The 25,666-nt window shown below is 46.9% G+C and carries 26 protein-coding genes; 6 read left to right on the forward strand and 20 right to left on the reverse strand.

Annotated features, from left to right (window positions below):
• Positions 1-60 precede the first annotated feature (60 nt).
• A complete protein-coding gene (locus DP091_RS11340) occupies positions 61-1,065 on the reverse strand; it encodes an alpha/beta hydrolase (protein WP_181469779.1) in 1,005 nt (334 codons plus the stop codon).
• A 498-nt stretch (positions 1,066-1,563) separates the two neighbouring features.
• On the opposite strand from DP091_RS11340, the gene DP091_RS11345 reads away from it, so the two are divergent.
• From DP091_RS11345 to DP091_RS11360, 4 genes are read left to right on the forward strand one after another with little or no spacing between them, the layout of a single operon-like run.
• Positions 1,564-3,687, forward strand: a complete 2,124-nt coding sequence (locus tag DP091_RS11345) for an MMPL family transporter (RefSeq protein WP_113058427.1) — start codon at positions 1,564-1,566, stop codon at positions 3,685-3,687.
• 23 nt (positions 3,688-3,710) lie between these two features.
• Positions 3,711-4,382 carry a response regulator transcription factor gene (locus tag DP091_RS11350; protein ID WP_113058428.1) on the forward strand — a complete coding sequence of 224 codons (672 nt, stop codon included), beginning with the start codon at positions 3,711-3,713 and terminating at the stop codon, positions 4,380-4,382.
• Positions 4,379-5,797 (forward strand): HAMP domain-containing sensor histidine kinase, encoded by a 1,419-nt coding sequence (locus tag DP091_RS11355; RefSeq protein ID WP_113058429.1) that lies wholly within the window; start codon positions 4,379-4,381, stop codon positions 5,795-5,797. Before DP091_RS11350 ends, DP091_RS11355 begins: the two co-directional genes overlap by 4 nt.
• Positions 5,770-6,165, forward strand: coding sequence for a hypothetical protein (locus DP091_RS11360; protein WP_071220818.1), 396 nt, complete (start codon positions 5,770-5,772; stop codon positions 6,163-6,165). The genes DP091_RS11355 and DP091_RS11360 overlap by 28 nt, the downstream gene beginning before the upstream one ends.
• A gap of 137 nt (positions 6,166-6,302) precedes the next feature.
• On the opposite strand, the gene DP091_RS11365 is transcribed toward DP091_RS11360, so the two are convergent.
• A complete protein-coding gene (locus DP091_RS11365) occupies positions 6,303-6,665 on the reverse strand; it encodes a DUF4181 domain-containing protein (protein ID WP_113058430.1) in 363 nt (120 codons plus the stop codon).
• Between the two features lie 176 nt (positions 6,666-6,841).
• On the opposite strand from DP091_RS11365, the gene DP091_RS11370 reads away from it, so the two are divergent.
• Complete coding sequence (locus tag DP091_RS11370) at positions 6,842-7,231, forward strand: hypothetical protein (protein WP_113058431.1); 390 nt, start codon at positions 6,842-6,844, stop codon at positions 7,229-7,231.
• Here the strand turns inward: DP091_RS11370 and DP091_RS11375 are convergent.
• The 7 genes from DP091_RS11375 to DP091_RS11400 form a co-directional block, all read right to left on the reverse strand.
• Positions 7,226-8,104: an ADP-ribosylglycohydrolase family protein gene (locus DP091_RS11375; protein ID WP_113058432.1), complete on the reverse strand. Its 879-nt coding sequence runs from the start codon at positions 8,102-8,104 to the stop codon at positions 7,226-7,228. The two genes, DP091_RS11370 and DP091_RS11375, sit on opposite strands and share 6 nt — an antisense overlap.
• A gap of 235 nt (positions 8,105-8,339) precedes the next feature.
• Complete coding sequence (locus tag DP091_RS11380) at positions 8,340-9,590, reverse strand: MFS transporter (protein ID WP_113058433.1); 1,251 nt, start codon at positions 9,588-9,590, stop codon at positions 8,340-8,342.
• A gap of 488 nt (positions 9,591-10,078) precedes the next feature.
• Entirely contained in the window at positions 10,079-10,222 is a 144-nt protein-coding gene (locus tag DP091_RS31325; protein WP_181469780.1) for a hypothetical protein, read from the reverse strand.
• Positions 10,219-10,716 carry a DinB family protein gene (locus tag DP091_RS11385; protein ID WP_113058434.1) on the reverse strand — a complete coding sequence of 166 codons (498 nt, stop codon included), beginning with the start codon at positions 10,714-10,716 and terminating at the stop codon, positions 10,219-10,221. Before DP091_RS11385 ends, DP091_RS31325 begins: the two co-directional genes overlap by 4 nt.
• An 81-nt stretch (positions 10,717-10,797) precedes the next feature.
• Positions 10,798-13,053, reverse strand: coding sequence for an ATP-binding cassette domain-containing protein (locus DP091_RS11390; RefSeq protein WP_113058435.1), 2,256 nt, complete (start codon positions 13,051-13,053; stop codon positions 10,798-10,800).
• Positions 13,054-13,287: 234 nt separating this feature from the next.
• Positions 13,288-14,064: a TerC family protein gene (locus DP091_RS11395; protein WP_113058436.1), complete on the reverse strand. Its 777-nt coding sequence runs from the start codon at positions 14,062-14,064 to the stop codon at positions 13,288-13,290.
• A gap of 259 nt (positions 14,065-14,323) precedes the next feature.
• Positions 14,324-14,695 carry an iron chaperone gene (locus DP091_RS11400; protein WP_113058437.1) on the reverse strand — a complete coding sequence of 124 codons (372 nt, stop codon included), beginning with the start codon at positions 14,693-14,695 and terminating at the stop codon, positions 14,324-14,326.
• 471 nt (positions 14,696-15,166) lie between these two features.
• Between DP091_RS11400 and DP091_RS11410 the strand changes: the two genes are divergently transcribed.
• Positions 15,167-15,574, forward strand: a complete 408-nt coding sequence (locus tag DP091_RS11410; RefSeq protein ID WP_113058479.1) for a FixH family protein — start codon at positions 15,167-15,169, stop codon at positions 15,572-15,574.
• Between the two features lie 6 nt (positions 15,575-15,580).
• On the opposite strand, the gene DP091_RS11415 is transcribed toward DP091_RS11410, so the two are convergent.
• The 11 genes from DP091_RS11415 to DP091_RS11465 form a co-directional block, all read right to left on the reverse strand.
• Complete coding sequence (locus DP091_RS11415; RefSeq protein WP_113058439.1) at positions 15,581-16,267, reverse strand: sulfite exporter TauE/SafE family protein; 687 nt, start codon at positions 16,265-16,267, stop codon at positions 15,581-15,583.
• Positions 16,268-16,361: 94 nt separating this feature from the next.
• Positions 16,362-16,985, reverse strand: a complete 624-nt coding sequence (locus tag DP091_RS11420) for a flavin reductase family protein (RefSeq protein WP_113058440.1) — start codon at positions 16,983-16,985, stop codon at positions 16,362-16,364.
• 161 nt (positions 16,986-17,146) lie between these two features.
• Entirely contained in the window at positions 17,147-18,028 is an 882-nt protein-coding gene (locus DP091_RS11425) for an SDR family oxidoreductase (protein WP_258394484.1), read from the reverse strand.
• A gap of 400 nt (positions 18,029-18,428) precedes the next feature.
• The gene (locus DP091_RS11430) at positions 18,429-18,854 is read right to left on the reverse strand and encodes a disulfide oxidoreductase (protein ID WP_113058442.1); all 426 of its coding nucleotides are present in this window, start codon (positions 18,852-18,854) and stop codon (positions 18,429-18,431) included.
• A gap of 307 nt (positions 18,855-19,161) precedes the next feature.
• Entirely contained in the window at positions 19,162-20,706 is a 1,545-nt protein-coding gene (locus DP091_RS11435) for a right-handed parallel beta-helix repeat-containing protein (protein ID WP_113058443.1), read from the reverse strand.
• 90 nt (positions 20,707-20,796) lie between these two features.
• The gene (gene trxA / locus DP091_RS11440; protein ID WP_113058444.1) at positions 20,797-21,111 is read right to left on the reverse strand and encodes a thioredoxin; all 315 of its coding nucleotides are present in this window, start codon (positions 21,109-21,111) and stop codon (positions 20,797-20,799) included.
• Between the two features lie 13 nt (positions 21,112-21,124).
• Positions 21,125-22,015 (reverse strand): class I SAM-dependent methyltransferase, encoded by an 891-nt coding sequence (locus tag DP091_RS11445; RefSeq protein ID WP_113058480.1) that lies wholly within the window; start codon positions 22,013-22,015, stop codon positions 21,125-21,127.
• A 519-nt stretch (positions 22,016-22,534) separates the two neighbouring features.
• Complete coding sequence (locus DP091_RS11450) at positions 22,535-23,260, reverse strand: hypothetical protein (RefSeq protein ID WP_113058445.1); 726 nt, start codon at positions 23,258-23,260, stop codon at positions 22,535-22,537.
• Entirely contained in the window at positions 23,247-23,969 is a 723-nt protein-coding gene (locus DP091_RS11455; protein ID WP_113058446.1) for a fluoroquinolone export ABC transporter permease subunit, read from the reverse strand. Before DP091_RS11455 ends, DP091_RS11450 begins: the two co-directional genes overlap by 14 nt.
• Positions 23,966-24,820 (reverse strand): ABC transporter ATP-binding protein, encoded by an 855-nt coding sequence (locus tag DP091_RS11460; protein WP_113058447.1) that lies wholly within the window; start codon positions 24,818-24,820, stop codon positions 23,966-23,968. The genes DP091_RS11455 and DP091_RS11460 overlap by 4 nt, the downstream gene beginning before the upstream one ends.
• Complete coding sequence (locus DP091_RS11465) at positions 24,817-25,449, reverse strand: TetR/AcrR family transcriptional regulator (protein WP_113058448.1); 633 nt, start codon at positions 25,447-25,449, stop codon at positions 24,817-24,819. Before DP091_RS11465 ends, DP091_RS11460 begins: the two co-directional genes overlap by 4 nt.
• Positions 25,450-25,666: the final 217 nt, after the last annotated feature.

Genomic DNA, 25,666 nt, shown 5'->3' on the forward strand with positions numbered 1-25,666 from the left:
GGTATTGAGCTACCCCCATTTTACTACTTCTCCCGATAAAAGTTGAAGCACCAGTCTTTGTCATTGTTTATCCCGCTCTTGCAAATGCTCTTCCAAAAAGGCTAACGTCATCCCAAAACACTCCAAGGCCTCTTTAGTGTTAAGCTGAAATTGATATTCGTGCTGCACGACGCCATGGGACAGCGGGTAAAACAATGACTTCACAGGCACGTTTGCCTCTTTGAGCCGCGCCTCCAATTCCTTACCGTGTTTTTCAAAAGAACCCGTGTTGCCGTCCGTAATAAAGGTTGGCGGAAAATCACTTGTCACATGGTTTGTTGTTGAAGCCTCTTCTGCTTCGGTTCCATCCTTCCAGTTCCGTGTTCCAATATAAGCCCACCCCAGCTGATTTAGGAAGAATTTCTCTAATCTGCCGGTAACGCTCGCCAGCTGTTTGACGTTATACGGACCGCAATACAGCAGCGCCGCTTGTATGGATTCTTCCGGAACCACTTGTTCAATCCCTGTCCGCTGCGCTAAATCGGCATTCGTCTGAATGGCGATGAATTGGGATGCAATTTGGGCGCCAGCAGAGTCTCCGCCGACAATGAGACGTTCTAAGTCCAAGGACGGGAAATCCGTAAGCTCCTCCAGATATTGATAGACCTCCGTCATCTGAAGGACTGGTGCCGGATATCGTGCCTCGGGAGCCACCTCGTAATTCATGCTGAGGACCGCATAGCCTTTGCTGGCCATCATCGTACACCAATAGGCGGTGCCCGATTTATCGCCTGACACAAAAGCGCCGCCATGAACCCAAAGGATCGTCGGCAGTTTGCCAACGCGGTCTTTGGGGAGGTACAGGTCGATTTCGTTGGATTTGAATGTCGAAGGATACGTGAGGTCTTTATGAACCTCTACCAGCTGCTCAAGCTCTGCCCAATTCGAAGGTGCTGCAAGCGCTGCTTCCGGCTGGCTGCGCAGCCAATGGATAAATGGAACAGGGGTTAGATTTACAAGCAGAAGCCCTCCTATGATAACAAGAATAATGACGGACAGCATCCATTTTATAATCCTCAAAATCAATATGCTTCTCTCCTTAATGCTTCTTTGGTGACGACATTCTACCTCCTTTCCATCCATGTGATCTACCGTTATTCCGACTTCTTCGTTGTCATATGACGACTTGCACCAGCATTCCGCGTATTCTTTAGCGTAATGGTCCGAATCCGAGATGTGGAGCATCCTCAGCTAAGGACAAAACTTACGTCGCTATAGTAAAAAAAGCCGCTAACTTAGCGACTTCTTAATCATCTATGTTCATCTCTGAGTTCTGTAAAATCCGAGAGCTGCTATAACTGGTTAAAATCCCCACCGGAATGGTCATGATGCAAAATAGGATTAATGCCAATTGCATCATGATGATCAATAATGGCATGCTTAATATTTTGCAATGATCCTACTCATTCCATGTTATTATACGTGGTTATTGTGTTGCCGCTCGAATGCCGGACTTTCGAGTTTATATTAAATTTATTTAGCTGTGCTAGAGTAAGTGCAACAAATTAAAGAGGGGGGAAACTTTTGAGGAAGCTATTATATCCCATCACCGATTGGGTCTCAACCAAAAAAGGGATGTGGATTACCATACTGATCTGGCTGATCGTTATGGTCGGTTTAAGCGCGGGTCCAACGCTTGGAGATTACAAAGCGACCAACTTCCAGTCACTTCCCGATGAAGCGCAGTCCATCATAGCCGAGAACAAATTGGAGAAGACATTTCCGAATGAGCAAGGAACGCCAGGGATCCTGGTTTTTCATAATGCATCAGGAAACGTAAATCTGGATGAAGTAAAGCAAATTTTGAAGGAAGTCGTATCCGCCAATATCCAGGGAGTCAAATCCATAGTCGATATCGGCTCCTTGCCGCCTCAAGCACTGAAGGGTTTCACTTCGGAGGATAACTCTACCGTCATCGTTCCCATGAGCCTGGAAGCCGGTCTTGGCAGCGGCGAATATTCGGAAATCAATGACGAAGCCTCCAGACTTGGCAGCGAAATTGCCAGGGGTTTGAGTACGGACTTCTATATTACAGGTCCAGCCGGGATAGCCGGCGATACGATCAAGCTCTTCGAGCAGGCAGATTTTGTTCTGCTACTTGCTACCATTGCCATTATTCTTGTATTATTGATCGTTATTTACCGTTCACCGCTGCTTGCTTTCATTCCTCTGCTTGCTACGGCTATCGTATATCAGGTCGTCAACCAATCCGTAGCCTTGATGGGCTCAGCCGGGCTCGAAATTAACAACTCGACCACCTCCATCATGAGCATCCTGCTGTTTGCCGCCGTGATCGACTACTCGCTGTTTGTGTTCTCGCGATACCGCGAGGAATTGAATAAACATGAAAGCAAATATACTGCAATGCAGTTTGCCATGCGCGCTACCGGGGAACCTGTGTTTTTTGCAGGCGGCACCGTGCTCGCCGCGATGCTCATTCTGTTCTTCACGGATTTCCGTGATTATCAAAATTTTGCGCCGGTATTCGGTTTGGCCATGTTTATTATTATGCTCGCTTCCGTCACGCTTGTCCCAGCCCTGTTCACCCTGTTTGGGAGGAAAGCGTTCTGGCCTAAGGTTCCTCACTTCGGTCAAAAAAATGAAAGCAAACACGGTTTCTGGGGACCTGTAGCCAAATTCGTGGTGAACAAGCCGCTGCTGACCGGTGGAATCGTGGCTGTCTTCATGATCGTGACCGCCTTGAACGTATTCAACCTGAGATATGAATTCGACACCGTCAAGAAATTCCCCGAAAACTTGCCTTCCCGTGTAGGTTATGAGATCGTGGAATCTAAATATAACAAAGGCGAGCTTGCACCGTCGACGGTTCTTCTGGAATCCGAGAATGCGCTATCCGACGAGCAGATCGATCAATTCCTGAACAAGCTGGAGAATTACGAAGAAATCGACTCCGTCCGCTTGGCCGGCATCACGGAAGATTCCAAGGCGGCAAAGCTCAGCGTTGCCTTGACGATGAATCCTTATTCCACCGAAGCTATCGATTTTATTGAAGAGCTTCAGAGCCAGACTGACGCCCTTCTTAACGAGTTGTCTCTTCGGGGCGATGTTTACTACGGCGGCGTGACAGCCAAACTAGTCGATGAACGAACCGTGAACAACGGTGACATTATCAAAGTCATCTTGCTGGAAACGGCTCTGATTCTCGTGCTGCTGGTTGCCTTGACCCGCTCGTTAAAAATGTCGATGTATATGATGGCCACCATCCTCATTTCTTACGTGTCAGCCCTTGGCCTGGGTATCTTCCTGGTCGATATGCTGTTCGGGTACGAATCCATCAGTACGCGAGTTCCTGTCTATGCGTTTATATTCTTGGTGGCGCTGGGAATCGATTATAATATTATTCTTATTTCCCGCTTCCTCGAAGAGAGAAGAACATTAAAGATTAAGGAAGCTCTTGAAGTGGCCATCCGCAATACGGGTGGCGTCATTTCCTCGGCAGGCGTGATCTTGGCGGCAACCTTTGCCGCATTGACCACCATGCCGATTGCCGATCTCTTCGTGTTCGGTTTTATGGTTGCGATTGGTATTTTATTAGATACATTCCTGGTAAGAGGCATTCTGCTTCCCTCCTTAATTCTATTTTTCGAAAAAGATAAGGATCCGAGAAAACTCTCATCCCAGGCATAATGTAAGGTATGGAGGAATCTTCCGTGAAAATTTTAGTCGTAGACGATGATTATGATATCCTGCAGCTTGTGACCATCCATTTGACCCGGGAAGGCTATACGGTTTTACAAGCTCATAACGGAAAGCACGCGCTGGAGCTTCTGGAAGAGTCAGAGGTAAACCTAGCCATCGTGGATGTCATGATGCCCGGAATGGATGGCTTCTCCCTGACTAGAATACTAACGAAAGAGCTCGACATTCCTGTCATCCTGCTGACCGCCAAGGGACAATTATCCGACAAGGAACAAGGGTTTAAATCAGGCTCCGAAGATTATCTTGTGAAGCCCTTTGAGCCAAAGGAACTGCTGTTTCGGGTTGCCGTTGTTCTTCGCCGCTATGGCCGCGCAATGGAAAGTGTTTTGAAGGTCGGCAATGTGAAAATCAACCGGAACGATTTTGAAGTGATCATCAAGGATGAAACCATTCTCTTTCCTCTGAAAGAGTTTGAGCTGCTGACCATGCTGGCAGTACGGGCCAACAAAGTCACTCCCCGGTCCGTTCTTATCGAGCAGGCATGGGGCGAGGATTATCAAGGCAACGAGATGACATTGAATACGCATATGAACCGGATTCGCGACCGCCTCAAACGTTACAACGCTTCGATCGAGATCCAGACCGTCAGGGGCATTGGTTATAAATTAGAGGCGACCGAATGAAAACATTATACCGGGAGTTTATATCCACAACACTGCTCATTCTAGGGATCAGCATCCTCATCGGATTTATTCTGGCAAACGTCGTCTACGTGATATTTACCAAAGAAGAAATCACGCAGCAAAACATGGAGGTTGCCGAGCAAATCGTCCACGTTCTCGAGGAAATGCATGTATCGAGCCATACCGTGCACCCTTTCCTTGAGTCCGTCGGACAGCTAGGATACCAGATTTATTTGGCTAACCGTCCCGGAGAGGCGTATTTTTTCGGTGAGCCTTTTGAGCATACCCGGCTGCCCGACCACACCATGAAACAGGTGTTAAGCGGCACGCCGTATATGGGGAAAGACGGCATATGGGATCAGCTCTGGATGATGGGGCATTTCTCCAATGACATTAGAAACACCGTCGGGCTCCCCCTTCAAATCGGAAATCAGACTTATGCTCTATTCGTCAAACCGGCCAGCAAAATCCTATTTTCCGATATCCATATGATGCTGGCGGGATTTATCGTAGCTGTCGCCATCGTGAGCCTATTGGGCGTAATCAAAATGACCAAACGGCTAATTCACCCCATCTCTGAGCTATCCGAAGCGACGAAAGCGATCACCAACGAAGATTTTACGTATTCGCTGGATATCCATCGTAAGGATGAGCTGGGCCAGTTGGCTGAGAACTTCCTGCGAATGCAGCAGCAGCTGCAGCATAATGACGTCGCCCGGAAGTCCTTCATCAGCAACGTGTCTCATGACTTTCAATCTCCATTAATGAATATTCAAGGGTATGGAGACCTGCTCCTTCTTCCGAATCTGGATGAGAAGACGCGGCTGCAGTACGCGGGTATCGTGAGCGATGAAGCTAGACGATTATCGAATCTGACCAAACAGCTTCTGCTGATCACGTCCCTGGATCAATCCGGTTACCCGGTGAAAAAGAGCCCTCTCCGACTGGATCTGCAAATCAAGGAATCCATCAAAAAACATCAATGGAGTCTACAGGACCGGAACCTGACCATCTCGTACAAATTAGATGAAACCGTGTTGCACTCCGATCGAGAGCTGCTGGCGATCGTGTGGGATAACCTGATAACGAACGCCATTAAGTACAACCAACCGAACGGCCATATCTTCATTTCGTGCACCGTCGCCGGAAACAAGATTATCCTCACATTCGAGGACACCGGGGTCGGTCTGTCGGAGGCATCAGCCAAGCAAGTGTTCGAGCGTTTCTACCGGGTGGATGCAACCCGCAAGAAAGACGGGACAGGGCTTGGCCTGTCCATTGTCAAAGAAATCGTCACACTATTAAACGGAACGATAACGCTCGAGAGCGAGCTTATGAAGGGTACGACCTTCACCGTTATTTTTCTAATGGAAGGACATGATGAATCATGGAACAAAAATGGAGTTTACGGTTAATTCGATATGCAGCGCTGTTCGGCATTCTTGGAACTTATCTCGGTTCCAAAATGTCAGGCGAGATGGATTACTCCCTGCGCCCGATCCACGCCCACATTTTACTGGTCGGCTGGTTGTCGGTATTTGCTTGGGGGATCTTCTACAAGGCATACAAAGTAAGATATAAGAAACTGGTTGCTGTCCACGGCTGGCTGGCGATCCTGGGGTCCTTCGGCTTAACGTTCGGAATGTGGATGTACAATTTGAATCCTTTTCAGCTGGACGACAGTTTGGTGTTGGTCTTGTTTATTGTGGGCGGTTCGCTCCTGCTCCTTGCCTTTCTGTTATTTGCCATCATTACATTTTTCACGGAAAAAGAACAACAATAAACTTCTTTTAAACAGAAAACAGCCAATCCCTCTCAAAACGAAGGATTGGCTATTTTCATTAGTGGATGCTGCGTCAATTTTGTGAATCATCAAGGATTGAATGATAGATTTCTATAGGAACAGTGCTTCTTGTGTTGTTACGCAAACAGCTCAATGCCAAGGAAAAGGAGCAGACCGCTAACACTTGCATAAGCGCTGAGGAAATGTTGTTTCGAATCCTTCTTATAGCGTCTTTCAACAACGGAACGGAAAGCGTGTAGAACAGCTACCACAAGTATAACGTCCTGATAAGCCGACGATCTCCACTCCCAAACAATCCTCATGAAGTAAAGGGCGATTAGGGACACAGCTATGATGATCAACTCCCCAATCAGATGAAATCGATTGATATGCTTATAGAGCAGCTGATTTGAATCGTTGGATACCTTCAGCTTTTTTTTGATCCATAAGTACCCGGAGACGAATACGATCGAATATAAAATGAGACTGAGTAAGAGCATGCTAAAGTCACCCCTTTCCAAAGTTAGCGGCCGCACAACAGCTGTTATTCCCGTAAATGCGGTTGCAACGGGTTTTACCGAAGCACCTGGACACAAGTATAACTTTTGGCATTGCAGGATAGTAAGAGGAATATAATATTCTTAAAAATAAACTACTAATTAAAGAGGAGAAATGCATGGAAGAGAGTATGCTCTACTTATTATCCATTATCGTCACTTTTATGTTTATTTCTATCGCCGTTTTTCAGGTGTTGCTTGCGCTTGGTTTGCCTTTAGGCGAATTTGCAATGGGTGGATATTATAAAGTGCTCCCCTACAAACTACGTGTTGTAAGTGCTATAAACGCTATTATTCTTCTCGTTATGGGAGTTGTTTTTTTGCAGCATACTAACGTCATCAATATCTTTAATGTTCTGCCTACGAATATTTTGGTTTGGGTAATTACTGTATTCCTGGGATTTAATACGATAGCAAATCTAATATCCAGAAGTACAAAAGAAAGATATGTAATGACACCATTATCGAGCATAGCGTTCATATTGTGTTTCATGATTTCTTTATCATAAAGTTTTCAATGCATACAGTTGCGAAACGATCCGGTCGAGTCTATCTTTGATGAGGATCGCCTCTGCATATCGGACAGGAATTCCTTCATACCCGTAATAGATGCCTGCCAATCCACCGGCAATAGCACCGATCGTATCCGAATCATCTCCTAGATTTGCCGCTTTCTGAACGACTCCCGCAAAATCCGAGGTAAGGAGCAAAATATGCAGTACCCACCGGAAGGTGTGGACCACATAACCGCTTGCCGGGCAATCCGGCTGTGCTTCAATGATGCCTTCGTATTCGCTACCCACCACCTCGGCCATGATGGCTGCTCTTAAATGTTCACCCTGCAGAAGACGTTGCGCCATTCGGTTGTACATGACGCAGACTTCGGCACACCTTGGATCATAATGCGTCATCCGTGACTGCATGATGGTCACTCGGTCAATGTCCGTCGTGTCCTTGTAGGCAAGTGCTGCAGGCAGGCATCGCATGAGGGAACCATTCCCTCCGCTTTGCCCCATATCCATGTGCGCCACAAAGGCCGCTTCGAACCAGTCTCCTTCATATTTTTGAAAAACATGACGGATGATATTCCCGATATCTTTGGGCTTGGAATGGTACCATTCCATAAAGAAACGCCCGATCGCATCCATTGGCTCCCCAGGATTTTCGAGTATCCCTCTCGCCACGCACAGCGTCATCATGGTATCGTCGGTCACTTCGCCCGGTTCCAGCTGCCACACCCCGCCGCCGATGATTTCCGTCAAATAGCCGTGCCTCTCCTCAATCTCAAGCACGTTCATAAACTCCGTCGTTCCGCCAAGTGCGTCGCCTACAGCCACTCCATACAGGCCGCCTTTGATACGGTCATATAATTTATTGTCCATACAACCACCTCGTATCCGTTCATTAATAAGAAATCAATTAAGTTGATTATAACAAAACGGCCAGCGGTCATCTTCTGAATTCTGAATATAAAAGAAATGGGCATCGTTAAATTAAAAAAGCCGCGATTATCGCGACTTCGGTTGTGCATATGCTCTAACCATCCCTTGGGAATGAAGAAGAACCGACTATTTTTTAGCCGGCTCTTCTTCACATAACCTTATCGATAGTGCGAGATTATGTCTCTTGTGCGGTAAGTACATGTTCCGGCGCTTTTTGGTTCATGATCGGCACCATGACGAGTGAGCCAAGAAGAAATAGCAACCCTGCTCCGCTATAGATCGTACTCAGCGAAAAGGCGTCTTTTAACGCGCCAGCAAAAGACATGGAAATGACCATCATCCCAACAAACATCGGATTCAGAACCCCATTCACCCGACCGACTATGGAAGCATGCGACCATTTCAGGATCATGGTGCTGATCCCGATATGAATGCAAGGGAAGACAAGCCCATTTAGAAATTGAACGGTCAGCGTGACCGGAACACTAGTCGAATACCCCACAATAGTTGTACAGACCGCGCCTGCCAGCATACCTATGGCAAGAAGAACCTGCGGCGGAACCCGCTTCGCGAAGACGGCCACGATCCCGCCGCCAATGAGCATGGCTGCGCCATTCACCATTAGCAGATATTGCAGGAACTCCTCGCTCCTGCCCAGCCGCTCCGTTACGATAAACAGATTGAGCGCTTGGGCTACGCCAACAGCGAGTCCGGCGAGAATAAACGCAAGTCCGAGCATGCGCAGCACTTGGCTCTGCCAAACATAGCGGAAGCCTTCAACGAAATCTTTACGGAATTGCCCTTTTACGGCGGCTGTTTGAGATTTCATGTTATCCTCCGGCAGGCGAATCAGGACGAGCGCGGATAACAGAAAAACTACGCCCATTACAGCAATCGAGGTTTCAAGGCCAAACGTACTGTACACGAATGTGCCAAGCATAGGGCCAAGGACCATGAAGATGGCCATCAGCGATTGGAATAGAGCCATCCCTTGCTGCAGTTGTTCTTCAGACACGTGATACTTAAACAGTCGCATACTGGAAGGTTGCGAGAACTGCGACAAAATAGCCGAGATGAATGCGACAAGGTAGACGGATTGCCATGAACCGTAATGGATGGTCAGAAGCACTACGAATACCGATACCGCGGATAATAAATCGCACCAGATCATCGTTCGCTTTGGCTTCCAGCGGTCCGCAAATGTACCTCCGATGAACGAAAAAACAAAAATCGGGGCGAATTCTGCTACGCTGATTAGCGAAATAGCATATGGATCATTATTGGTTCTATCCGCTACATATAGGAGAATAGCGAAATTACGTACCCAGATTCCGATCTGCAGGAGCACGCTTGATAATAAAATGGTCTGCAGGAACCGATTGCGAAGAAGGCTTGGTGCATGGGTGCTTGTGTCGTGCCTGTTCAATCTTTTCAACCTCCAATTTGTCTATAAAAATGCCAGCTTGAGTAGTGGTATGTCTCTCCTTTCCAATCCTTATTATACGGACCTCATCATCGTTGACCTCCTCCTTAAGACTGAATTTACATATTCAGTATTCGAATCTACTTACGACGTTAAGTACCATTTCATTCAACCAAAAATGCCGCCAATAGCAGCTTTTGCATACTGATTCAATCGGGTTCTTCTCTTCGGAGGCTTTATACTTTCTGATTCGTAACCAGCGTTTGCCGTTAGCGTCAAGACATACTTGCACCTTATCGAATACAGCGACCGTTTCCTCAAAAACGGTTTTGATACGTCAATTGTGTCTTACCGTCCAGTTCGTCAAAGCTTGCTGACGCCAGGTGTTATTTTGGTTCATCATCCCTCCGATATGATTTGACTTGTTCACAACTCCTGTTTTCGATCATAGCAGGTTATTCATTCATGGATTTCTTTCAGATTGCTCACTTCTATAACCCAATCGTCGCATTCGATAACGCCCGATTTCGGAATATATTTTCTTGTCCATATCGGCTGACAAAAAAAGTCGCGATTTCCGCGACTTCGTATATGTCCTCATCTTCGACCATTTCCTGCGACTTTCCTTGCTTCACTTACCTTCCTCATCGGCTGAGGGACCGTAAATGCCCGGCACTGGAACATCAAGCAGCCGCAAATAAACTCCGAGCTGCGCCCGGTGGTGAACCATGTGGCTTAAACCGAAGGTGCGAAGCGCGATTGCACGCGGTTGACGCTGGAGAATATGGTCGCCGTTCCGCAAGGTCCATTCCTCGGCGAGCGATTTCTCGTCGCATTCGGCTAACAGCTTTTTAATCTGGGTAACGTTCGCGTCAAATTCCTCCAGCACGTCTTCGCGTCTTTTCAATGCTTCCCGCCGAAGCGGAACGGATGAAAGATCGAATTCCGGGTATAGAATAATCGCGACTTGCCAGTTCAGCAGGTTGATCAGATGCGTGGCAAGTCCGCCTAATGTCATTGATTTTACGTGGGGCTTCCAGGTCATATGCTCCTCGGGTAAGCACTCCAGAATTCGGCGTGTTTGAGCCAATTCATGCATGGCATCTCCGACAATCAATGGTTTCGTCATAATTCCCCCTCCTTCTTGTATGAACAAATACATGACAAGCTGCATATCAAGAAACCCATGCATTACACAAGCGGGTTTTGATTACATCAAATATCTTCCCGTGATCGACTGCTCCGCATGGATGATCTTCGAAGGTGTGCCCTCGAATACCACTTGGCCTCCCCGGCTCCCTCCGTCCGGTCCCATATCGATAATCCAATCCGCTTGACTGATCACGTCGAGGTTATGCTCGATGACGATCACCGTATTGCCTGCATCCACGAGACGGTTCATGATCCCAAGCAGGTCACCGATATCTGACATATGTAGGCCCGTCGTCGGCTCATCCATCACGTAGATGCTCCCCTTCTTATGCAGCTCGCTTGCCAGCTTGATCCGCTGGCATTCCCCGCCTGAGAGCGTGCTGAGCGGCTGGCCGAGTGTAATATAGTTCAGCCCTACATCACTCATTGCTTGCAGCTTGCGCACAACCTCTTTCAGTTCAAAAAATTCCAATGCCTGCTCCACCGTCATCGCCAGCACTTCTGCAATGGATTTGCCGTTTAATTTGTACTCTAGCACTTCTTCCTTGAACCGTCTGCCTCCGCATATTTCGCATGGCAGCTTCACGTTCTCGAGGAAAGCAAGATCTGTATACACTACACCCAGCCCTTGGCAGTTATCGCAAGCCCCTTTAGAGTTGAAGCTGAACAAGCCTTGACTGACCTTGTTTGCAGAAGCAAACGCTTTGCGAACATCGTCCATTATGCCCGTGTAGGTTGCGGGATTCGAGCGTGTTGACACACCTACCGCCGATTGGTCGATGACAATCGCATCCGGATGATGGCTGAGGAATATTTCGTTAATCAGCGTACTCTTGCCCGAGCCGGCGACTCCAGTTACGACGGTCAGTACGCCGGTTGGAATATCTAAACTCACGTTCTGAAGGTTGTGAAGCGTGGCATCCTGGATAAATAGCTTGCCGGAGGGTTGCCTGCAAACGCTTTTCAGCTGCAGCGGCCGCTTCATATGAGTGCCTGTCAGCGTACCAGCCTCCAATAAGCCTTCGTAGCTTCCTTCATATACGATCGTGCCGCCGCGGCTGCCGGCGTGAGGTCCTACGTCAACGATATGATCCGCCACCTTGATCACATCGGGGTCATGCTCGACAACAATCACGGTATTGCCCTTGTCGCGCAGCTTCTGAAGCAATTCATTTAACCGGTGTACATCACGGGGGTGTAGGCCAACGCTGGGCTCATCGAAGATATAGGTGACATCTACCAGGCTTCCGCTCAGGTGCTTCACCATCTTGACGCGCTGCGACTCGCCGCCGGACAAAGTGTCCGTTTCGCGATCCAGCGTCAGGTAGTCGAGCCCGATATCCACCAGATGCTGCAGTCTCTCCGTTAGTGACTTCACCATCGGCGCTGCGATCGCGTTGTCAATCTCCCGGATAACTCGAATGAGCTGACCAACCTCCATGGAAGACATTTCCGCTATATTGAGTCCATTGATCCTGCAGCTAAGGGCTGCCTGACTTAGTCTGGCACCGCGGCAGCTGGAACACGGGCCTTCGGAAATGTATGGTGCAACAGCTTTTTGTGTGCGCTCGGACTTCGTCTTCACATCCTGCTTGATGTATTTGTTCGTGAATTTCTCAATGACGCCTTCTACTGTAATATTCGTTGCCTTGCCGGCGAAGTCCATCTTTACTTTCCTTGCCTTGGCGTACAGCAGCTGATCCAGTTCATCATCCGAATAGTCGTTCAGCTTCTTATCGGGATCAAAGTCCCCGGTCTGAACAATCATGTTCCACTCCCAGCCGTTCACTGAATAGTCCGGCAGCATAATAGCCCCTTCGTTGAGCGACTTTGACATATCCAGCGCCTTGCTCATATCGACTCCTAATTTGCGACCAATCCCGTTACATTCTGGACACATGCCTTGCGGATCGTTAAACGAGAACATGTTCGCTTGTCCGACATAGGGCTGTCCCACTCGGGAGAAGAGAAGACGGAGAATGGGAGAAATATCGGTAATCGTGCCCATCGTGGAATGGGAACCGCCGCCTAGCCGCTTCTGATCAACGATTACAGCCATGCTCAGATTCTCGATCGCGTCCGCATCTGGCTGCGGATAGCGAGGAAGAAAGTTACGCACGAACATACTGAAGTTCTCATTCAGCAAACGCGTAGATTCTGCGGCAATTGTATCGAAGACGATTGATGACTTGCCGGATCCGGATACCCCGGTGAATATCGTGATCTTCCGCTTGGGAATGCGCAAGGTTACGTTTTTAAGATTGTTTTCCCTCGCAGCCGAGATTACGATATATTCCTGATTCGTTTCGCTCATGGCTAACATCCTTCCGATCTTGGTTCAAACGCAACCTGTTTTGTAATTCTAAGTGGAGAAGTGGTATGTCTAAGCACATTCTAATTGGACACCATTTAGTGACACAATGATTATAGGAAACTGCTTCGTGTCATGTCAATCCATAATTTTGCTCAAATTGAATTTTAGACCGACAAGCAAAATGGCCCTCCCTTAAGGGAAGGCCATCTGTCAACTATGATCGAAAGCACGGAACTAGAGTTGATCGGTCTGTGACTGCTTACTTTTCCCGGGTGCAAACCAACCGAGAAGGGCAATCGCCACCAAGACACCATAGAAGATTATGGTCCAGACTGTGCTATGTGGGAAATGGTGATCTAACACCCCGATATCTTCATGGGCTAAGGTAATCACAGCGAGCTTGACGCCGACCCATGCCACGATCGCATAAGCCGTGGTCTCCAGTGCTGGTCGTTGAGCAAGCAGCTTAACAAACCATGTGGCTGCAAATTTGATCAGAATGAGCCCGGCGATTCCGCCAAGGACAACAACCAAGAATTTTCCTCCGTCCATGCCACCGAAATCCGGAAGCGGCGAATCTGGGAGACCCAGTGCCAAGGCCACTGCAGCAAGAATGGAATCAATCGCAAAGGCGAGATCCGCAATAGCAATTTTGCTTACCGTTGGCCAGAAGCCTTTACCGGCAGCATCTTTCTTTATGTCCTCGCGAATATTTTTATTTTCCTTACCGAAACGTGCTTTGATGATGTGCTTTAATCCGAGGTATAGAAGATAAGCAGCTCCAATCGCCTGTATTTGCCAAACGTTCGCAATAAACGATATCGCAAACAAAGCCGCGAAGCGAAAAACAAAAGCCATAATGATCCCGTAATTGATTGCTTTCTTCTTCTGGTCCTCCGGTAAGTGCTTCGCGATAACTGCCAAAACAAGGGCATTATCCGCCGATAGTAAACCTTCCAATCCAATAAGAATTAGTAATGCCCATGCATACTCCAACCAAATTGATTCCAACAGTAGTTCCCCTCTCTTATGTGCGAATGTCCATGATTAAATTTCCTGGCTAAAAACATCTAATCTCCACTTTAAAGAGCAGAGGTTTTTCCCCAGTTTTGATTGTTCCTTGACGCCCTTTCGTTATTACGTTGTCAAGTAACGTCTCGTTTCATTCATTTCAGGCCAAATTTTTAGCCCCACGGTCAACTTGGCGACTTCCCGAAGCAGCATCAAAAATCCCCTTTCAAAGGGGATTTTCCTATACATTCTTTTTTTGCTATTTTCGCCAAAAAGTTGTACAGTCAGCCTTATCCGTAATATTAAACTCGATCATGTTCTCAAGTAATGAGAAATCAATCGGTCTCTCCCACCGGATACGTACCAACTCTTTGGTGTGATCATAGCCAGCCTGTACAATTTCGTCGGAAAAATGCTGAATCACTACTCTTTCAGGTGCAACGGCCAAATGATGTTTGGCAATGCTAAAGCCAATGATAAACGTGCCGTGGTCGATAAACATAGGCTGATTCCACGCCATTTTCGGCATTAATTGCGGGAATTTTTTAGTTACCCAAGCCAAAACCTCTTCCGTACGTTCACGATGTTCAGGGTTATCAATATGTGCTAAATATTCTGCAAAGACTTCCATGTTGTTCCTCCTAATATGAAAATGAAGTCGATCGGAGAAGCAACTATATAATCTCCACATATTCGATCCCCACACAATTCTAATACAAGAGGATTTTCTTATGCAAGTGAGTTTTTGATTCTCCCTCTAAGTTTTTTCAACCCATGATGCGATTCGCCATTGTGATGCCGATTAATCCACATTGTAATGAAACGACCCATGGTTGGCATCAAAAACGGAGCCTTCGGGTAGCTTAATGGTGTAATGAGATAAAAGTTCATTTGGCACAAAAAAACCTCCGCAATTAACTCACAGGGAAGTCCTACATCCCTGGAAAGCTGTAGAGGGTCCGGCCCGAATTTCTTGTCAACATGATTTAGGGTTTCATGCGCAAATATCAGAACTAAGGCCCCATCCATATGTGCATGTTCTGACCTTTTCTTACATACCTATGAGAGAATACTCATGTTTTCAGGCGAAAGAAGGGATATCGTGAAGACAAGATGGGGCATGGCTTTGTTGTCGCTCTTTATGATCGCGGCTATGATGATTTACCGGCAGGTTCATGATCGTTCCAAAGTAGAAAACCTTTATACCGATGGGCAGCTTCGCATGGAAATACAAGCCGTTCAGTCTGTTGCAGAACCCATGAAAGAAACGTCCTTTCAGGTTTTCATTACGGAACTGCCTGAGAAGCCCATTGTTAATGCCGATATTAAACTCAACCTTAAGATGCCCGATATGTTTTGTGGTGTGTTCCCCTCCGTTATTGTCGAATCAAAGCCGGGTGTATACAGCGCAACGGCCGTACCTGTCATGCAAGGACTGTGGCAGGCGGAAGCGGTCCTTCGTTGGGAGGATCAATATGTCACGGTGACGACGTTGTTCAAGGTTCGCTAGTCCTGCTTACCATAACCATGGGTGAATTCCCGGGATCCATCCGTTGGCGCTAATCCCTTTTAAAATTGAAAGCACTCCCATTAAAAAGGCCAGAAATCCGCCGAGTTTACGCATTCCTCTGCGCCACTTTTTCGTTAAACCGCCGGCAGACAGCGCCGTTAGGAGTAGAATGGGAAATGTCGAAAGTCCAAATACCAGCATGATCAAGAGGCCTTCCAGACCAGTTCCGGATGCCGCTGCATTCATGTGCATCGCATAGGTCAAACCGCATGGAAGAAAACCGAGCAGAAGTCCGGTTAGAAAAGTCGCAAACAACTCATACCGCCGACCAAGACGTTCCAATTTCAGATGTAACAAAGAATGTCTCGGCAGATTTGCGTTATAAATGGGCAGTGTGTACCGACGAAATGTCCACAGCAGAATAAGCAGACCTCCAATGATGCTGGCCGCGCCTTGAAAGCCTACAAAGCTGCCAGCCACATCCAGGAAGGAACCCACCATCCCCATAAAGCCTCCGATCACCGTGTACGTTGTCACTCTGCCAGCGTTGTAGGCTAACGTAGAAGCAAGCGGAGAGCTGCTGGTTCGAAGGGCCAGAGAAGACACGATCCCTCCGCACATCACCAGGCAATGCGGCGCCCCCATCAAGCCTGTCAGCGCTACTAACAGTAATCCGCTCCCCGTCAAGTCCATGTCTTGCACCCCTTCCCGGCCGGACAAAATATCCCGTTCTTCATAGGATCGAACATCCATTCATTGTATGAAGGTGCGCGAATATTAAGAATAGCTATTCTACCGAATCAGATCCGAATACCGGCGCTAATTTTGATGAGGACAATTGCTCGCTTAGACCGAAATATTCGCAAAAATTCATAATCATCGGATTCCATTTCGAAGGATCGACATGGTTTGAATGGGCATCCATAAGAAGATCATCCTCGACATGAACTTTATCAATGCGCACTTCGATGGCAACAAGCGAGCTTGGTTCTTCAAAGGGATGGAGCTTTACAAACCTGGCTTCCAGATGGACGGGACATTCTTTCACACGCGGCGCTTGAACGAGCTGGGACGGAAGTGGTGTTAACCCTGCAACACCGAATTTATTCGCTTCAAATTGATAACCCCTTGCTGCTTTCGACTCAGGGACCGGATTGCGACCTGTTAACAGGGTCAGACGATCAACTGCGGGAATCAAGTCAATCGACGGGAGATTAAGCACGCACTCTCCTTCACGAATGATATTTTGGACAGTCTGAGACTTGCTGCTCATACCAAGCATGCATGATTGATTGAGCCACCAGGCAGAGGACATCGGAGCCAGATTGGGGGTGCCGTCTTCGTTGATGGTGCTTATCAACACAACCGAAGTCCCGAAATAATGAATTTTGGGATGTATTACTTTATGCATTTCAGATTCCATCTCCTCGTCATGATTTTTAAGTAATGTATCACAAGCTCCTTATTGGAGCATAGGGTTATGGAATAAGACCGCAAGATATAAAAATTGGATCACTACCATTCATTGTTGATTGAAAAAAGCCGACCTTAAGGCCGGCTGTTACGGGTCGTTTAATTAGAGCTATCGTTCTGTTCCCCGGATTCCCCGTACCCTTCCGGTGCAGGAATCGCTTTTTCAGCAGCACGGCTGACCGTCTTCCACTGCTTCCAAGTGTTTACGCGCTCTTCGTAGGTGTTTATCGCTACATCGAATACCATACTGCCGAGGATCAGACGCAAGGGCGGGTCTTCGCTTCCTACCAACTTTAAGAGAGCTTCGGCTGCTAGTTGGGGATCGCTGTCTACTGAGCCTTCCGAATATTGCTTAGCCATTTTTTCCCGAAGAGGTCCATAAGCTTCTATCGGATGACTCAAGCTCATCGTTGTGTACATGTCCGTCCAGTATCCCCCGGGTTCGACCATGGTAAGCTTGACTCCAAAGGAAGCAGCCTCTTTAGCCAATGCCTCACTTAACCCTTCCAATGCAAACTTACTCGCGCTGTAAATACCGGACATTGGACCCGATACCAATGCACCGATACTGGAGACTTGAATAATGTGCCCTGAACCTTGTTCCCGCAGATATGGCAATACCGCCTGACAGACCCAAAGAGCACCGAAAAAGTTGGTTTCCATTAAGCTTCTGGCATCGTCTTCACTTAGTTCTTCGACCATCCCTAAAGTCATAGCACCTGCATTATTAACTATAATATCCAATCCCCCGAAATGTTCGACCGCTGCTTTCACTACTGTAAAAACCGATTCTCTACTCCTTACATCGAGCTCCAAAGGCAATAAAGAATCTGGATATTTCTTTTCTAATGATTCCAAAGTGCTAATGGTCCTTACCACTGCTATAACCCTATCACCTGCTTCCAAGGCAGCACGGGCGAAGGCATATCCAAGCCCCTTGCTCGCCCCTGTGATGAACCAAATACGAGTTTGTTGTGTCAATGCCATCCTCACCTTTCAGAAAAAATAAAAAAACACAGACATGGGTTGCCTGCGCTCAGAACAATCGGATATGAATGCCTGTAAGTCCTAATAAGTAATCAAAAAGAAATAAACCAACTCCTGAATGGACAAAGGCTGGGATCACTTATATTCTCATAGAGCCACATGGACAGACCATTCCCGATTACTCTGCAAACAGGCAGAATAAAACAGATAAGAAACCAGTCATTGGATTGGTATTCTTTATCGGGAAGAATCAATCACACCAGGGAAAGAGCTCAAAAGTGATAGTAACCCGGCATAACGATTCGGCATAGCCATACCCATGGTACAACGGAGAAAAGCCGGCTGTTAAACAGCCCGGCCTCTTATGTTTAATATCAATATATTAACAGCTTCATCATTGGTTTGTTTGTTGCTTCTGCGAGCGCAGAGCCAGCAATAGAGCTACGGCGATGAGCACAAACGCGGCAAATGCCAGCATCGGAATGGTCAACCAACCGAACCAATTCAAATAGTCATTCAAGCAGGACACCGGCCCGCATGCCGCGATATCCGACTCCTTGGGGAGTTTTTGAATGATACTATGATATGTAGATATGCCTCCGCCACTGATGACAAGGGGTAGGATATATGGGATGATGTGCGTCTTTTGCCGATATGCCGCGATTCCCAAGACAATGACTAATGGATACATGAAGATCCTTTGGTACCAACATAAGACGCATGGCGTAAAATGCCATACTTCACTAAGAAACAAACTTCCGCTAGTTGCCACAGCTGATACAGTCCATGCAAAAAACAGCCATACTCCCGTTTTATTCATTGTTCAAACGACCTCCCTTCTATTTTTGTTCTAGCCATCATACGAGATTTGGTCATATTTTTTCTCATTTTCTCTTAATTGCCAGTAAATGAAAATGGCTCCTTCGGGCTATAGATTCGATATAGCTGGAAAAATATTAACATGAAGACAAAAAAGCCGCCAAAATTGGCGACTGTTGATGGGTTCGAAAATGCTTAAAATAATACAACGTTGTCCACATAAGAACATACGATTGCTGCCGAAACAGCCTAGTATTAGTCTCTCTTAACATTCCAACTCTGTTGCTCGTTTCTAAAAAAGCATAACTTTACTCATCTGCGCCGATGTTCACATCGGCCCCTTGCACTCTTGGCTGCCCGTCAATGTCCTGGTTGCCGATGATTGCATTATCCGCCGAACCGGCATCAATCGCTGGGGACGAAGATCGAAGATGAAAGTCGCCTCCGGAAGCATTGACGAATGCAGGATCCTTGAACAATGAATGCGCATCGTTGCCGGTTCCCGCTTGATAAACGGAAAAGCCAGCGTAATCTTTGTTCTTCCATGTCCAGAAAGCATCCGTACTACCTCGTGGTGAAAAATATAGATTGTAATCCACCACGTTACCTGAATTTTTTGTATATTCATTGTAGATCAGCACACCCGTTGAACTGGCCACAAAGATATTGTTCTTTATCACGTTATTTTTCGTATCATACTGCACATAGAGCTGACCGCTGCCCTCATCTAAAAGATCGTTATTGTAGACGGTGTTGTTCACGATCGTACAGTTCACTGTTGACCCCCGTTCGTCGTCGTATCCACCCATGGCGATGCCCGTCAATCGATTATTGTGCACCACGTTGCTTCGGATCGTAATATTGCTGGTGGATTTGCCCGCATGCTCCGAGGCAATTTCAATACCAATGTCATTGTTGTAGCTGTAGTTTTGCTCAATGATGCTGTCTTTACCGCCATCAACATAAATACCACTGGCTGCATTACTGTTATTCGGAAGTTTTTTCCCATAAGAAGGATTGTTGTTGGAGGAAATATTATATACCCGATTGCCTTTCACCAAACCATTTCGGGCCTGGTCGTATGCTTCTTCCGGCGCAGTCCCCTCGAAACCGATAATATCGATCCCGATGTTGTCGTTATCGTGAATGAGATTGTCCGTTACTTTAAACGTATCTACATTACCATTAAGCACCAGTGTTTCACTGGAACCCAAGATTAAATTGTACAGCTCATTCCCGTGAATCGTAATGTCATGAAGCGATTCCGGAGCTTTGGTGCCGTATACGGCGATACCATGAGCATCTCTGCCAAGCAAATCGCTGCCGCTTGGTGTGAAAGTGCTCTTGATATCATGGATTTTGTTATTCGTCAGATTTATAAAGCCGCCAGAACCTTGAACATAAATTCCAACAGGAACCGCGTTTCTGGAAGTCGTTGTATAATTGCGAATCTCCAAGCCTTGAATCATAATGTAATTCACATTGGTTAGCTCGACAAGCCCTTCGATCCCGTTGACTGAAAGTCCAGTACCATCGATGATAGCTTTCTCTGAACCATAGTTCTTGAAAGTTATGGGACCTTGCGAAGCTGTACCGGAGCGTGTTATCTTAAGTTTTTGATTATATACACCTCCGCGAACATAAATCATGCTGCCCGGATCAGCCTCATCAGCCGCATGCTGCAGCGTCTTCCATGGCGCACTGACCGTCCCTGGATTGGAGTCACTCCCGTCGGTAGCTACATAGTACTCAGTACCGGCTCCCGACAGGGGGGAAGATTGTACATTTCCAGATTCCAAACCAAATACAGTTATGCTCAATCCCACCAGCAACGCCTTTACTAATTTCAACATCGTTCCTCATCTCCCATCTGTTCCTATTTTATATTACATGGAGATCAATATTCGAGTCACTACGATTATGAAATAGCCAAACAAGCCGTTTTAATTGGAGGCAGTGCGTTGTTTCAAGACATGTTTCGGCAATATGCCTGCTTCTTTATATAGAAGCTTCCCATCTTTGAAAACAAGGGTGGTCGGTATGCTCATAATCTGAAATTGGGAAGCCGTCGCCGGGTTTTCGTCTACATTTACTTTAACTACTTTAATGGAATCTTTTGCTTCCCTTTCAAATTCCTCAAGAACAGGTGCAAACATTCTGCACGGACCACACCAGGAAGCCCAAAAATTAACTACGGTTACTCCGTCGGTTTGGATCATTCCTTTAAAAGTAGAATCTGTTGCGTGTTGAATCGCCATCGTCATCATCCCTTCAAATTTTTCTTGTGTACATGCTTAGATCCTGCATTCGAACCAGTACTTTGCCATAACGACCACTCTGTCGAATCGTTACTTTACCGGACGGGTACGCTTGCTCCAAATAGTCTGCAACCAATTTCCGATTCTGCTCATCTGCAGCCAGACCGTGACTCCGAAGCCAGTTCATCATTTCTTGTAATGCCGCTTCTCTTGTAACCTCCGTCGTTTTCGTTTCCCGTGTTATAAGAGACTCATAGGAATAGCCTTTGAGATACAGCAGATGAAGCAAATATCCGAACTCCAAGTGCTTCGACTGGAAAGGCTGACCTGTGATGAGCGGCCAGATTTCATTCACCAAGCTGATTTCCATGGAGCCTGCCGGCATACTGATATAACAATAATCCCGGGCGCATTGTAGAATCTTTTCGACGCTATCCCAATCCAGAATGACCGGACACATCGAGACAAAAACCAGATCAAAGGCATTACTCCAGTCTCTGGCTGGCACGTCAATATCTTCAAAAGGCTCGGGCACAATCTTTACCTGTTCATCGGCGAATTTTGTGATATTTTCCTTTAGCAGTTCGATCAAGGGTAGAGAGGATTCTACGGCAGTTACGCGGGCCCCCCGCTCTGCAAACGGCACCGAGAATACTCCCGAAGCGGCGCCTATGTCCAGCACAGACGCGTTGTTGAATTGAACTCCTTGTCCTTCAAGCCAATTCATGATCCGTGTGGTCCGTTTTTTTCCCTCTTCATTAAACGATTGCTCATTGAAAGTCTTCGCCTTATGATCAAAGGCACGGGTCGGGTCGGTTCCGGCCTTTCTCATCTTGTTCACAACGCGTTCGCCATGTTCTTTCCAAGCCTTTTCCCAAATAGCCTCATTAAAAAAATCATTCATAACTTCCATCTCTCTTTCCGTTATCGTTTTTGGTTGCGGGTGAGAAACCCGCGAGGCTGCCTCCATGATCACCACATCGAATATTGGTTGATTCATGAGTTTCCGCATTAATGGATCTGTATTATCCATAATTGAGATGCAAAACGGCTATCCCTTCTTGTTTAGTATGCACTCACTTCCCGAATGTTCCTGAGCCTGCTGTACCTCTGGAGAACAACATGTCTCCTCCCCTCTTCCTAGCTCTTCTTAAGGACGCTCACATCGTGGATGTATTATATCCATAATAGATGAATCAGCTTCAAAATGCAATACCATTTTTTAGCCATAGTCTGCTTCTGCCTTATGCTGACATTGAGCATTTAACAATCTTACTTTCGATGTACCCATCAAAAACGTAACGTTTACTTCGGGGGCTGAATGGTATAACCGATTGTTAGACCATAGTAAAAAGCAGCCGATCATTCAGATCGGCTGCTTTCTGCTCAGATGTCACATGAACCTATACTTTGGTCGCCCCATTTATGATTGTCTATTGTTAAACACAGATACCATAAAATATAAGTAGGCGGCATGTAACAGCAATCCGACCGAAAAGAAAACGATTGCCAACATAGGTTCATTCTGCGTGATCAGATAGGGCACTTTTGCAGGCCAATACGTTGGGAGCCAAGCGCCTAACACCTGCCAAGCTCCCGGAACGAAGTTGGCCACCACAGGTCCGGCTATGAACAGCCCTCCTATTTTAGATAAGGCTAATCCTTCTACCTTGTTCGCTGAGAAAGCGGCAAGGAACAACGAGAATATTGGAGCTTCCGATGCCAGCAACAGCAAAACACCCAGTTTAGCCCAGTGAATATCCGATAAAGTCGAAAAAGACAGATATAGAATGGATAATACGGTGCATAACAAAAAAGGAAGCGTCACTCTATATAGCAAATAACCTTTACGCATTAGTGGGGTAACCGCATAATATGCAATCACATTCTCGTCGCGTTCATCGAGAATAAGGAGACCGGTGAGCATTCCTGTCAGCATGGGGATCGTAACAATTAATAACGATGCCGCAAAGCCGCGATACGGCTCCAAATGAAACGAATAGTTTACATTGAGCCAATTAACGGCAACTGGGAATCCAAACCTCGATAGAAACAGAAGTAGCAGCGGACCGAACATAGCTGCCATCAGAACGGGATCCTTCCACGCATGCCGTAGATCCATGATCATGAGGGCTTTATATCTCTCCATTAATGCCCCCTCCTTCACCTACACGCATCAGCACATGTCGGGTATAGGATCGCTGCGCCCAGATGTAAGCCGCAAAGTTCCAAATCAACAGAATACATACGGAATATAGAACGCTGCCAATGGATAAGCCGTCACTGGGAGACACAAGTAACCGGAGAGTTCCTTCGGTTGGAAGGACGAGAAACAGGTCTTCTTGCCACAATTGAAGAAAACTTAACAATGGAAGGATGAATGGCAGCGCGTAGACCTGCACCATCAGAATAAAACCGTTAATTGTCCGTTGGCGTGCCGCCACGCCAATCGACAGCAAGGTCATGAAGGTTGATGTTAGGACAATACCAGCAGAAAAAGCAAGTGGATATTCCGGGAGACTGCCGGTCGCCATATGAATCACCCAGCCTGCCGCAAGGGATAACACCGACAGGGACGCAGCCTTCGCCAGCAAATATTCCCGAATGTGTACCGGCGCTACAAACAACGGATCGTGGACGCCCTGGTCCCTCTCCAGCAGGACCATACCGCCTGCCATGATAAGCCCCAGGGCTGCCGGATCGCTGAATGTCAACACAATCGCTGTTGTCTCCTGGTAGGCCTCGGGTACGAATCGGAGCAGAATCCAATAACACGTACAGACAAACACATAAACCCAATAGAAACCGTGGCGCCACTGGAAACGCAGATCGAATACAAATAAGCTTAGGCCCTTCATACAAGCTGCCTCCCGGTTACCTCAATAAAAATTTGTTCGAGCGACGCCTCTTGCGAATGAATGGTATCGAGAGGATAATCCTGTATCAGCTTAAGAAATTGGTTATTCTCACCGATGCCATCCAGAGAAAATACCGCCCCCTTTAATTCGCCATCCCTACTGTATTCGACTCGGACCTCCTTTCTTCCCTTACGGAGTTTCAACTCTCTGGGTGAATCGATTAATTTGATTTCACCGTCGACGATAAAGGCTACCCGATCGCAAAGTTCTTCTGCCGCTTGCATATTATGCGTTGTTATTAGAACCGTCTTACCGGCAGCCTTTTTAGCAAGTATCAATTCCTTCATTCGGTGGGCATTGACCGGGTCTAATCCGGAAGTAGGTTCATCCAGAAATAGGATTTCTGGATCATGCTGTAACGCCCGACAGAAATTCAACCTCATCTTCATGCCCTTGGATAGCTGGGAAACCTTCATATTTGCGGCATCTGTTAAATCGACTTGTTCCAGCAGTTTCATGGGATCCTCCGTCTCCCCCTTGTAAAGGGAACGAAAGAGCTTTAAATTGTCGAGAACCGAAAATTTACTGTAGAAGTTCGGGAGTTCAAATGCTACTCCAATTCGCTCATAATAATCGGGACCAGTATCCCTGATTTCGTTGCCCATGACTTTTATACTTCCTTGATAACCTTTCAGAACACCGATCAGCAGTTTTTGCGTCGTGCTTTTACCAGCGCCGGACGGGCCGAGAAAGCCAAAGATTTCGCCAGGCGGGATGACAAAATCAAGCCCATGCAGGGTGGGCTCTTTTCGATTCGGATACGTGTAATGAAGCCCTCTTACTTCGATCACAACGCTCTATCTCCCTTCGGCGTATTAGACACCGCAAGCATGCCGGCAGATAATAACTCGACTAGCAATTCGATCGTAGATGTAAATTGCTCCTCTCCAATCTCTTTTTGGTGCAGCGTAAGCAGTGCCAAGGATCTGATCATACCCACGATGGATTCGGGTGCCGTACCAGGTAAAATGCCAGCCTTCTGCCAAGCCGTAATCACAGGCAAGAGCGCGTCTTGATCCTCCATAAAGTTACGCTCCAGCAAGTCTTTCGGCAATTTCCTGAACAACAACTCCATCTCCCCGCGATCCATCATCTGGCGAAGCATTGGGCTCTCGTCCATCATCCTCAGTGAATATAAGAGAAACCGTTTAATGCTTTCCTTACTGCAGACCTCTTCAGGAGGGAATAAATCAAGAACGGCATTGCGTATTCGCTGCTCCTCCTCCAGAATCAGTTCATAATATAATTCCTCTTTCGATCCGAAAAACATGTAGAACGAGCCTTGGGCAATTCCGGCGGCTTTCGTCAGATCTTCAACACTCGTTTTGCGAAGGCCCGCCGTTTCGAAATGATGGCGTGCCTCCGTCAGCAGTTTTTGGCGTATCCATTCACGTTCTTCGTCCGAGAATTTTTTGGGCATGTTGCATATCACATCCTTAATCAGGTCATTTGTGATTCTGTGAATAATTTTATTTTATATTCATAAAATTACTCCCTAAAGTCCGGCATGTCAATATATTTGATATGATGTTGGTTGACTGATCGCTAACTGTTTACTTTCAGCATGTTTTAGCATAATATTTACTACGATAAATTTCATACGCATGAATGCTTAATCCTCTATGAGGAACGGGGGA

Source organism: Paenibacillus sp. MDMC362, assembly GCF_003269305.1.
Classification (GTDB): domain Bacteria; phylum Bacillota; class Bacilli; order Paenibacillales; family Paenibacillaceae; genus Paenibacillus_AQ.

Excerpts from the sequence above, each read along its gene's own strand:
- DP091_RS11365 (WP_113058430.1), bottom strand. The coding sequence starts at position 6,665 with ATGCTCTTACTCAGTCTCATTTTATATTCGATCGTATTCGTCTCCGGG.
- DP091_RS11355 (WP_113058429.1), top strand. The coding sequence starts at position 4,379 with ATGAAAACATTATACCGGGAGTTTATATCCACAACACTGCTCATTCTA.
- DP091_RS11370 (WP_113058431.1), top strand. The coding sequence starts at position 6,842 with ATGGAAGAGAGTATGCTCTACTTATTATCCATTATCGTCACTTTTATG.
- DP091_RS11450 (WP_113058445.1), bottom strand. The coding sequence starts at position 23,260 with ATGGAGAGATATAAAGCCCTCATGATCATGGATCTACGGCATGCGTGG.
- DP091_RS11375 (WP_113058432.1), bottom strand. The coding sequence starts at position 8,104 with ATGGACAATAAATTATATGACCGTATCAAAGGCGGCCTGTATGGAGTG.
- trxA (WP_113058444.1), bottom strand. The coding sequence starts at position 21,111 with ATGGCGATTCAACACGCAACAGATTCTACTTTTAAAGGAATGATCCAA.
- DP091_RS11360 (WP_071220818.1), top strand. The coding sequence starts at position 5,770 with ATGGAACAAAAATGGAGTTTACGGTTAATTCGATATGCAGCGCTGTTC.
- DP091_RS11465 (WP_113058448.1), bottom strand. The coding sequence starts at position 25,449 with ATGCCCAAAAAATTCTCGGACGAAGAACGTGAATGGATACGCCAAAAA.
- DP091_RS11415 (WP_113058439.1), bottom strand. The coding sequence starts at position 16,267 with ATGGACTTGACGGGGAGCGGATTACTGTTAGTAGCGCTGACAGGCTTG.
- DP091_RS11445 (WP_113058480.1), bottom strand. The coding sequence starts at position 22,015 with ATGAATGATTTTTTTAATGAGGCTATTTGGGAAAAGGCTTGGAAAGAA.
- DP091_RS11385 (WP_113058434.1), bottom strand. The coding sequence starts at position 10,716 with ATGACGAAACCATTGATTGTCGGAGATGCCATGCATGAATTGGCTCAA.
- DP091_RS11430 (WP_113058442.1), bottom strand. The coding sequence starts at position 18,854 with ATGAATAAAACGGGAGTATGGCTGTTTTTTGCATGGACTGTATCAGCT.
- DP091_RS11455 (WP_113058446.1), bottom strand. The coding sequence starts at position 23,969 with ATGAAGGGCCTAAGCTTATTTGTATTCGATCTGCGTTTCCAGTGGCGC.
- DP091_RS11390 (WP_113058435.1), bottom strand. The coding sequence starts at position 13,053 with ATGAGCGAAACGAATCAGGAATATATCGTAATCTCGGCTGCGAGGGAA.
- DP091_RS11435 (WP_113058443.1), bottom strand. The coding sequence starts at position 20,706 with ATGTTGAAATTAGTAAAGGCGTTGCTGGTGGGATTGAGCATAACTGTA.
- DP091_RS11420 (WP_113058440.1), bottom strand. The coding sequence starts at position 16,985 with ATGCATAAAGTAATACATCCCAAAATTCATTATTTCGGGACTTCGGTT.
- DP091_RS11400 (WP_113058437.1), bottom strand. The coding sequence starts at position 14,695 with ATGGAAGTCTTTGCAGAATATTTAGCACATATTGATAACCCTGAACAT.